We start from the raw sequence: 8,587 nt of genomic DNA on the forward strand, positions 1-8,587 counted from the left end.
TAATTTCGAACAAATATAATTAAATATCTATATTTGGAAAATTAAAATATAAAAAAAAAGATGATGGAAAGCACTAAGGAGAAAGAATATTACAACTCAATGTATTATTTAAATTTAGCCGTAACAGTCTCATTATTAGCTATTTTAGCTATCAAAGAAGGTGTTATAAATGGGGCAATAACAATACCATATGTAAACGACAGTTTACATATAATTATTCAAAAATATAATACAATATTGGAAAAAAAGATAGTTAGTTCTATAGCCTTTATATCTTTGATTTTTTTGGCTATGCAAACATCTGCGAAGCAGAATGTAAAAGCTACAAAACAGAAATCAAACATTTATTTAATTGTAGGATTTATTACTTACATGATTATATTAATAATAGATATTAATCAAGTAAATATAATATTCTATTTACTAGTTATACTAGAAATTATAATGGCAATATGTTTGATAAATGGAGGTATTGGTTTCAATAGCATTGTATATTTACCCAAAAAAGATGTTTTCAATAGCTATAATGAGCAATTTCCGCAAAACACTAAATTAATTGAAAATGAATTTAGTGTAACATATTATCATCAATACCTATATAAAAATAATTGGCATCTAGGAGTAGTACCAGTTATTGCACCAGATAGAGCGGTTTTAATTGTAGGAAGCCAAGGGTCAGGAAAAACATATACTTTATTTAACCCTGCGATTTATCAGCAACTAGAAAAAGGATTTTCTATGTGCGTTTATGATTATGCATATCCCGATTTAAGTTTGACCACCTTTAATGGTTTAATGGCAAGTTTGAAAGCAAATAAATTTACGTTTGGTAGGGATAGAAATAATGCGCCAATTATACCAGAATTTAATTGTTTGACTTTCGAGGATTTAAGGAGGTCCAATAGATGCAATCCTTTTGAGGAAAAATATATGCAAACAATTGACGATTGTAATACAATGGTGAAGAATTTGTTATTCAATCTGAATAAGTCATGGATAAATAAAGAAGGGGATTTTTGGGCTGTTTCGGCTGTTAATTTATTGACCTGTTATTTATGGTTTTTACGCATAATTGAACGTAATAATCCAACCGATCCAGTACTTTCCAAAGTTTGCACCTTACCTCATGCAATACAACTATTGACAGTCGATATAAAGGACATCATTAATGCGATATCTTGTGAACCAGAGTTGGACGCCTATTCAAATATGTTTGTGCAAGGATTGACAAACCAAGCAGGATCGCAAATAGCTGGACAAATAGCATCTACCCAATCTTCACTTGCTCCACTATCATCACCAAATGTAACATGGGTAATGTCTGAATCAGACATGGAATTAGAAATTAATAATCCTGAGAGTCCTAGAATTATAACAATGGGGAATTATACTACCAAAGATGCTGTATATGGTGCAGCGATTTCGGTATATAATTCAGTAATTATGAAGCGTTCCTATTTGTATCGAGAACGTAAGTTTTCGATGTTTTTTGATGAATTGCCTACTATTTATGTAATGGGATTGGACAATTATATTGCAACGATTAGGAAACATAAAGGCTGTGTCTGGATGGGGATTCAGGACATGGAACAATTGGTGAAAAATTATGGCAGGGATTCAGCAAATGTTATCACTAATACGGCTGGAACTATCATGGTTGGACTGGTCAACGGTTCTACAGCAGAACGAATATCCAAGATGTTCGGCAAAACAGAACAAGATAATTATTCAGCAAGCTTTAACAAAGAAACATCGATAAACTATAGTAGTCAAGCTAAAGAGTTATTACCAGCCTCAAAGATAATGGCTTTAAGCCAAGGCCAAATTGTGGGGCGTTTTGCGGATAGATTTGAAACACCAGTAGAACGAAAGTTATTTTCTGGACAAATGATTGTACCAACAATTGAAAATACGGTAAAGGAGCTGCCATTTAAACATGATATATCAGAGGTAGAAATGGCAGAGAGAGTAAAGAAAAACGCATTAAAAATAAGAGAGGATATTATTAAAATTAAGGATTATTGTATTTCAAATTATTCTTAATGCGAAAATGTTAATATTCTTATAGCTATAAATTAACGCACCTTCAAAGGAAGTTTCTTCTGGAACTTCCTTTTTTATTTTATAAAAGCTGCTTAAAGTTGTCCCTACTTCAACTTCGTTAGAAACAAAAAATTCAAACATCATTTTAATATTCTTAAAGCAAAATACTTTGGATTTATTAAGAAAATCAGTTGGACGAATATTCCAGTAAACAAAAGCATCTGGAAAAGTATTCTTTGTTTCTACTAAAATGTTAGCATTTTTTGGTATAGAATCAACAGGGTAGAACCTCCTACTTTGTTGATTCTTTTGAATCTTATACTTTTTAATGTGCACTAGATATACTATCATATAACAATAGGATATAATTTAATGGGTTTAAGGTTGTATTTTTATATTTGACTTCATAGTGTATATGCTCTCCTGTGACATTACCCGTTGCACCAGAAATTCCAATAATAGATAAGATTTGAACCTTATCATCGGGTTTCACAAATATATGAGATAAATGCCCATAAAGAGTATAAAAGCCATTTTGGTGATCTATTTCTATGAAATTACCATATCCTTTATCAAATCCCACACGTCTTATAATTCCATTGGCAGTTGCTACGACATTCGCTTTTTTAACTACAATGTCTATACCATCATGGTGCTTTTGTGTACCATCAATAGGATGTCTCCTATATCCGTATAGTGATGAAATACCTAATTTTAGGTCAGTTGTAGGTAGTATACAAGGTATGCGTAAAGCTTGCTCAGGGTTAGATTTAAAAAGAGCTTGAAAATCCCTTTTTAAATCTGCTTCCTTAGATTCTGTATTTAGAATAAAAAATAAACTTATATAAGCTAGTATCATATCAATAATTATTAATAATTGGTTGAGTAGCCGGCGTTGTCCAGGCATCTGCAGGAGTTGAAAATGTTAACAATGAATAAGGCTCCCAGGGCCAGAACTAGCCCTGGGAAAGAAGTAAATGTTAACAATAGATTGTTATTTCAATTTATAAATCTGTTTCAATTTATTAATTGAAATACCATTGGAGCCAGTAAATAATTTCATGGGTTTTACTAGTGGCTTCTTTTTGATCCTATTAGAAGATTTTACGTTAATATTCATTACACATAAGTATAATACAAATAACATAGACGCACTAAATATACAATAGTCAGATAATGTCATAAGGAATGTTGTTTTTGGTTTTTTTTCTTTTTATTTTTTAAAAGATACTGTTTGCCTTTACGCTTTTTTTGCATAGAAATATAGTCATTTTTATTGGTTTTTACAGTAGGCAAACTTACATATATAGGCTTTTCAATACTTATAGCTTCGTTATTTGTTGACACAAAACTACCTATATTGAAACTATTTTTTTTAATAGACATATATGGTTTTATTAATGGCTTCAATTCTTGCAAATTGTTTTTATTATTGCTTCGATTATAAAAATATACAGCCTCTAAATTTTCAGGTGAGTATACCTTTTTATCAATTTTCAATCTACCATCCTGTAATTTAGTTTGTGTAATATTATTAGCTTGAAGTAATTTATTTAAATGATGTGTATTCCTAGCCTTTTGTAGAAATTCAGTTGAATTACGAAGATCAATTATATCCTGATCTTTAGCCCTTATCTCTAAAACTCCCCTAGATAAGGCAATTTTTTTTTGATTATCAATAAGGGGTAATTTATGTTTAAGGGCCAATGCTATACCCCTTTCAAGGGTCTTATTATTTAATTTCCAATCCTTTTCCTTTTTAAGGTCATTTTGAATTTTGTGATAAATTATATGAATATGCGGATTTTTGGTGTCGTTATGCTTGATAGCTACAAATTGGGTTTTATCAAGTTTAGCTAATTTTATATAATCCTTTAGAACTTTATTAAGTCCATCATCTTTTAATTTTCCATAATCTTCATTAGTAAAGCTCAAAATTTGATGTCCAATTAATGCTTTTTTATTGTCTGGTTCGTTTTTCAAGTATGCATTAGTTCTTCGATTAAATTCCTTTTTTAATTCCTTTATCCCTTCCTTATCCTTATCGGAAGATGGAATTAGCAAATCAGAACTATATTGCAATATTTCTGCACCTTTATCTTTATGCTCCGATTCTTTTCCATGAAAAGCATAATCTAGAAGTCCATCAGAAGTTTTCCCTGCTTTAAGGTTTCTCGCTATCATTAATATTTCTGAATTTTTTCAATTCTTGTTTTAATTCAATAAATAATTGCTTGGCAGATTGTTCAACACTTTCAATTCCAGAGGCGTTTGCTCGGTAGGCTATCTGGTTTAGATTATTTGCCATACCTACCAGACCAATCTTCAACTTTAGCTCATCATCTGTAAATGGCCTAAAAATTTGTCTTTCCGAAACGGCCAGATTACAAAACTCGGAAACTGTCAAGTTCATTTCTTTAGCTCGATTTTCTATTATTTCAGCTTGGCCTTTGGTGGTCCAAAATACTATCCTTTCGGACTTCCTATTTACTTCTGACTTCTTGGGCCTACCTCCTTTTTTACGTGGAATGGTCATGGTTTGAATCGTATTGTTTTAGGTTAGGTAGGTAATTTAAGGTGCTTGCACCCGTATTTTGAGGCACTCAAAAACCCCCCTTGCTTCCAACCTTACTTTTAACAAAACTATCAATTCTAAGTAAAAAAGACTACCAATATTTAAAAAAAGACTTGATTATAAACAAATCCCATTAAAGTCATAAAAAGGTCATAAAATATAAAGAAAAGCAATTAAGGAGTCACAAAAAAGTTATATAAAAGTCATAAAACCGTCACAAAACAGCCGGATAATACATAAGTCATATAATAGTTAAAAAAAAGTCATAAAAACTATGAACTATCAAAACTTTTAATTTACTTTGCTTTCATAAAGCATTTATGATATGGAAATAAACCAGAGAGAGGAAGAACTAATTAGCCAGATAAAGGCAAAAAAGGCCGCAAATCGGTATAAATGGTCTTATCTACTTATAGACCTTATAAGTGATAAAATCGAACTCGATATGTCCTATTCGGATATAGCGGAATGGTTAACTAACCAAGGAATTCAAATATCAGAAAACACCCTAAAAAATATTATATGGAGATACAAAAAAAAGAATAAAAAATTAGAAAGTCCTATTAGAACTAGGACGGAAACAATTCTAAAACAAAGAATAATACAACAGGAGAAAGATAATATAGAGCAAAAAGAAGCTATCAATTATAGTGAAAAACTAAGATTGATAGAGCAACAGGAAAAAGATAAAAATTCAGGCTTTGATCAATTTGAAGGTCTGTAAAAAAAATAGGTGAAGGCAAAAGCCCCCACCTACAAAAGAATAATTAGTCCTTTTTTTTTTTAAATATAATAATTACAGTATGAAAAAGCAAGTAACATTCATTTGTCAAAGTAAAGGTGGAACAGGCAAAAGTTTCATAACATGGTTTATCGCAAAGATCAAAAAAGATGAACCAGCAGCTTTTATAGACCTAGACAAATCGACAAGAACATCCAGTAGACTAAAAAAAATAGTTGGAGAAAAGAGGGTGTTAGAATTGTCCATAATGGACGAAAATCGGAAGCTGGACCGAGAAATGTTTTTGAATTTATTCGAAAAAATAGCGACTACCAAAACAAATGAATGGTATGTCGACTTAGGTGCACCCGAAAGTGACGAACTTAAATCCTTTCTAGCAAACGAAGTGCCTGCAAATGAGTTAAGAGAAATATTAGAAGAAATTGGAATAGAATTAAAAATTATTATTGTCCTAGCAGGTGGAGACGCTTTAAACGCTTCCATACAATACTATAGTGATTTAGCTGAAATGGTTGAATCAAATCTAACGATAGTAGCCTTGAAAAATCAAGGTACCTTCGGCAGCCTTCAAGCTCAGGAAGCTGGCGAAATACTATTAAATAATTTAGGCATAAACCGAAAAATAGTAGGATCAATGCCAGTTGGCAACTCCGCACGAGAAATAACTAAATTAATTAATGGCGATATCACGGATGAAGCTCTTTCTCTTGCTGGAAAAAGAACATTAAGAAAGTTAATGGAGGAGATAAAAGAAAATATACAATGAGCACATATAATATTAATGAGCTAAAATTCTTAATAGCGCAAAAGTATAAGATACCAGAATCAGAAATAGATGAAAGTGTTCTAAGCTTATATGTGCTTATAGATGCAATGAATGACCAAGCGATGAAAAGCATGGTTGAGCAGAAAGAAATGATTGAAAAGGCCTTAAATGACATTAAAGACCTTCAATCTAAAAACCTACAGCCAATTTCCTATGACGATCCTAAAACAGCGTTCTGGGGAAACTTCGGCTCTAAAGGCATAATTTCTATCTCAATAGCCATAATGGTCTTGTTTAGCTTTCTTGCTCTTAGAGGGCTTTATTTTGACCGTCAATTGGTCAAAAATTATCAAAACCTAAAAGATAAAGTTAAAGTAGTTGAAAATGGCTATTTTATATCTAAGGAGGATTATAAGATAAATAAAGATGGCATCCTTATTTATCCATAGATTACAAATTAAAAAGTTAAGCTGCGGGTCATTAATCCGCAGCTTTTTTTTTGGTTTAACCGACTCAAAAGGAAAGGACAGCGGATTCAAAAGCCCCCCCTAGAAGACCTTTTTTTAGCGTGCACGAAGTGACGCAGGCCGCAAATGAGCGCAGGGTTAGACCTAATATTAACAATCGGTTAAGTGGCCAGTGTTGTCCAGGCATCTGCAGGAGTTGAAAATGTTAACAAATTTGTTCCAAGTGAACGAGCTGTGGCCGGACACCTGGAACAAATTTGCTAACAATAGTAAAATGGATAGTGGCCAGCTCGGCGGTGATCCCCTTATTAATTGAATAATGAATCCACCGTATTGTTAATATTTATTCAAACAAGGGTTAACAAAGACTTAACAAAGGATGTGACTTATAAAAGGTGTTTTTTGGCCGCCGCCGCCCTCTTTTTTTTCTAAAAATAACCCTTTTTTTTTCTGATTTGATTTTTTTAAAGAATATACCTCCTCAATAGATAAAAACCAACACAATATTTGTGATATTTGATTTATTTGTAATTATTTGAGGGTCTTGTAAATGACTGAATATCAGTGAATTACATTGACTTAAAAACACCTTTTATAAGCCAAAAAACACCTTTTATAAGCTTAAAAACACCTTTTATAAGCCAAAAAACACCTTTTATAAGTTTTAAAAACACCTTTTATAAGCCAAAAAACACCATTAAAAAAAACAGTTGTAATAGAAGGTGTTTTTTTATAAATTTGTAGCCATGGAAGATATTGTAAAAAAAGAGGTCAGACAACACAATCTTATTACTACTGCTAGACATGAGTTTTCGGCAGTACAATTAGACATTTATTTCATGGTGCTATCTTTAATTAGGAAAGGAGATACAGCAGGTATTACGTACGAAATAACGGTACAAGAAATAGAAAGTATAACAGGACGAAATTGGAATTATCAACAATTAAGAGAAGCTACAGAGGGGCTTATTGGGAAAGTATTTGAGATAAACGAAGCGGATGGACTTTTACAAGTAGCTTTAATGTCCAGTGCCAAATATTTAAGAGGACAGGGTAAAATACAAATAACTATTTCAGATAAAATCATCCCATATTTGGTGGACTTGAAAAGGAACTTTACAAGTTTTCAGTTATTTTGTGTTCTATCAATGAAATCAAAATATGCAAAATGGCTTTACTTACAGTTCTCTAGATGGAAAGATAAGGGCAGAATAAGTTTTGAAATTGACGAATTAAAATACCTATTAAAATTAAAAGACCCTAAAGGCAAAGAATCGGAGCAATATAAATCATGGAGTACCTTTAAAGAGAAAGTTATTGATATAGCGGTTAAACAAATCAATGATAAATCAGACCTCCATATCCAATATTCTGTTACCAAAAAAGGAAAGAAAATTAATAGAATAAGCTTTGAAATTACGATTAAGGAAATAATGGATAAAATAGTCGAAATAAATGAAAACGACGATATATCAATAAAATTAATCGAGAGGATAAAAGAAATTGGCATATACGATAATGCAGTAATAAAAAAGGTTATTGAAAATAGTGAGTTAAGAGAGAGAGCCTTTAAACTGCTTTATGAAATCAAAGTAAAAGGGGATAATATAAAAAATCCAGCAGGATTTTTTAGGAATGCTCTAGGCATTTAAAAAAAAGTATTAACAATCGGTTAAGTGGCCAGTGTTGTCCAGGCATCTGCAGGAGTTGAAAATGTTAACAATTTTGTTCCAAGTGAACGAGCTGTGGCCGGACACCTGGAACAAAATTGCTAACAATAGTAAAATGGATAGTGGCCAGCTCGGCGGTGATCCCCTTATTAATTGAATTAAGATCCTTTCGTATTGTTAATAATGCGGGTGGAATGAAAAAGGGATAGAAGCGGCATCCTTTCTGAGGAACGAGGAAAGATACAGCGTATAGCCCGACCGTAAGGGTTTTCCCAAAAAATAAAAAAAAAGACCTGATTATTACCATGGCCTTTCCAAAAACTA

At 31.9% G+C, this 8,587-nt stretch carries 9 protein-coding genes; 5 read left to right on the forward strand and 4 right to left on the reverse strand.

What is annotated here, in order from left to right:
- Positions 1-60 precede the first annotated feature (60 nt).
- Positions 61-2,043, forward strand: coding sequence for a type IV secretory system conjugative DNA transfer family protein (locus CLV98_RS22315; protein ID WP_109678216.1), 1,983 nt, complete (start codon positions 61-63; stop codon positions 2,041-2,043).
- On the opposite strand, the gene CLV98_RS22320 is transcribed toward CLV98_RS22315, so the two are convergent.
- From CLV98_RS22320 to CLV98_RS22335, 4 genes are all read right to left on the reverse strand, one after another.
- A complete protein-coding gene (locus tag CLV98_RS22320; RefSeq protein ID WP_109678217.1) occupies positions 2,029-2,394 on the reverse strand; it encodes a hypothetical protein in 366 nt (121 codons plus the stop codon). The two genes, CLV98_RS22315 and CLV98_RS22320, sit on opposite strands and share 15 nt — an antisense overlap.
- On the reverse strand, positions 2,369-2,950 hold the full coding sequence (locus tag CLV98_RS22325) for a M23 family metallopeptidase (RefSeq protein WP_109678219.1): 582 nt from the start codon (positions 2,948-2,950) through the stop codon (positions 2,369-2,371). The genes CLV98_RS22320 and CLV98_RS22325 overlap by 26 nt, the downstream gene beginning before the upstream one ends.
- 272 nt (positions 2,951-3,222) lie before the next feature.
- Positions 3,223-4,227, reverse strand: a complete 1,005-nt coding sequence (locus CLV98_RS22330; RefSeq protein WP_109678221.1) for a relaxase/mobilization nuclease domain-containing protein — start codon at positions 4,225-4,227, stop codon at positions 3,223-3,225.
- Positions 4,208-4,579 (reverse strand): plasmid mobilization protein, encoded by a 372-nt coding sequence (locus CLV98_RS22335; protein WP_109678223.1) that lies wholly within the window; start codon positions 4,577-4,579, stop codon positions 4,208-4,210. Before CLV98_RS22335 ends, CLV98_RS22330 begins: the two co-directional genes overlap by 20 nt.
- A 364-nt stretch (positions 4,580-4,943) precedes the next feature.
- Between CLV98_RS22335 and CLV98_RS22340 the strand changes: the two genes are divergently transcribed.
- From CLV98_RS22340 to CLV98_RS22355, 4 genes are all read left to right on the forward strand, one after another.
- On the forward strand, positions 4,944-5,342 hold the full coding sequence (locus tag CLV98_RS22340; protein WP_109678225.1) for a hypothetical protein: 399 nt from the start codon (positions 4,944-4,946) through the stop codon (positions 5,340-5,342).
- 79 nt (positions 5,343-5,421) lie between these two features.
- A complete protein-coding gene (locus CLV98_RS22345) occupies positions 5,422-6,126 on the forward strand; it encodes a P-loop NTPase family protein (protein WP_109678227.1) in 705 nt (234 codons plus the stop codon).
- Positions 6,123-6,575: a hypothetical protein gene (locus tag CLV98_RS22350; RefSeq protein ID WP_109678229.1), complete on the forward strand. Its 453-nt coding sequence runs from the start codon at positions 6,123-6,125 to the stop codon at positions 6,573-6,575. The genes CLV98_RS22345 and CLV98_RS22350 overlap by 4 nt, the downstream gene beginning before the upstream one ends.
- 764 nt (positions 6,576-7,339) lie before the next feature.
- The gene (locus tag CLV98_RS22355; RefSeq protein ID WP_146202333.1) at positions 7,340-8,245 is read left to right on the forward strand and encodes a replication initiation protein; all 906 of its coding nucleotides are present in this window, start codon (positions 7,340-7,342) and stop codon (positions 8,243-8,245) included.
- Positions 8,246-8,587 lie beyond the last annotated feature (342 nt).

This window comes from Dyadobacter jejuensis (assembly GCF_003149085.1).
GTDB lineage: Bacteria > Bacteroidota > Bacteroidia > Cytophagales > Spirosomataceae > Dyadobacter > Dyadobacter jejuensis.

Bases quoted from the DNA above. Each gene is read 5' to 3' on its own strand.
- CLV98_RS22315 (WP_109678216.1), top strand. From the start codon at position 61: ATGATGGAAAGCACTAAGGAGAAAGAATATTACAACTCAATGTATTAT.
- CLV98_RS22320 (WP_109678217.1), bottom strand. From the start codon at position 2,394: ATGATAGTATATCTAGTGCACATTAAAAAGTATAAGATTCAAAAGAAT.
- CLV98_RS22325 (WP_109678219.1), bottom strand. From the start codon at position 2,950: ATGCCTGGACAACGCCGGCTACTCAACCAATTATTAATAATTATTGAT.
- CLV98_RS22330 (WP_109678221.1), bottom strand. From the start codon at position 4,227: ATGATAGCGAGAAACCTTAAAGCAGGGAAAACTTCTGATGGACTTCTA.
- CLV98_RS22335 (WP_109678223.1), bottom strand. From the start codon at position 4,579: ATGACCATTCCACGTAAAAAAGGAGGTAGGCCCAAGAAGTCAGAAGTA.
- CLV98_RS22340 (WP_109678225.1), top strand. From the start codon at position 4,944: ATGGAAATAAACCAGAGAGAGGAAGAACTAATTAGCCAGATAAAGGCA.
- CLV98_RS22345 (WP_109678227.1), top strand. From the start codon at position 5,422: ATGAAAAAGCAAGTAACATTCATTTGTCAAAGTAAAGGTGGAACAGGC.
- CLV98_RS22350 (WP_109678229.1), top strand. From the start codon at position 6,123: ATGAGCACATATAATATTAATGAGCTAAAATTCTTAATAGCGCAAAAG.
- CLV98_RS22355 (WP_146202333.1), top strand. From the start codon at position 7,340: ATGGAAGATATTGTAAAAAAAGAGGTCAGACAACACAATCTTATTACT.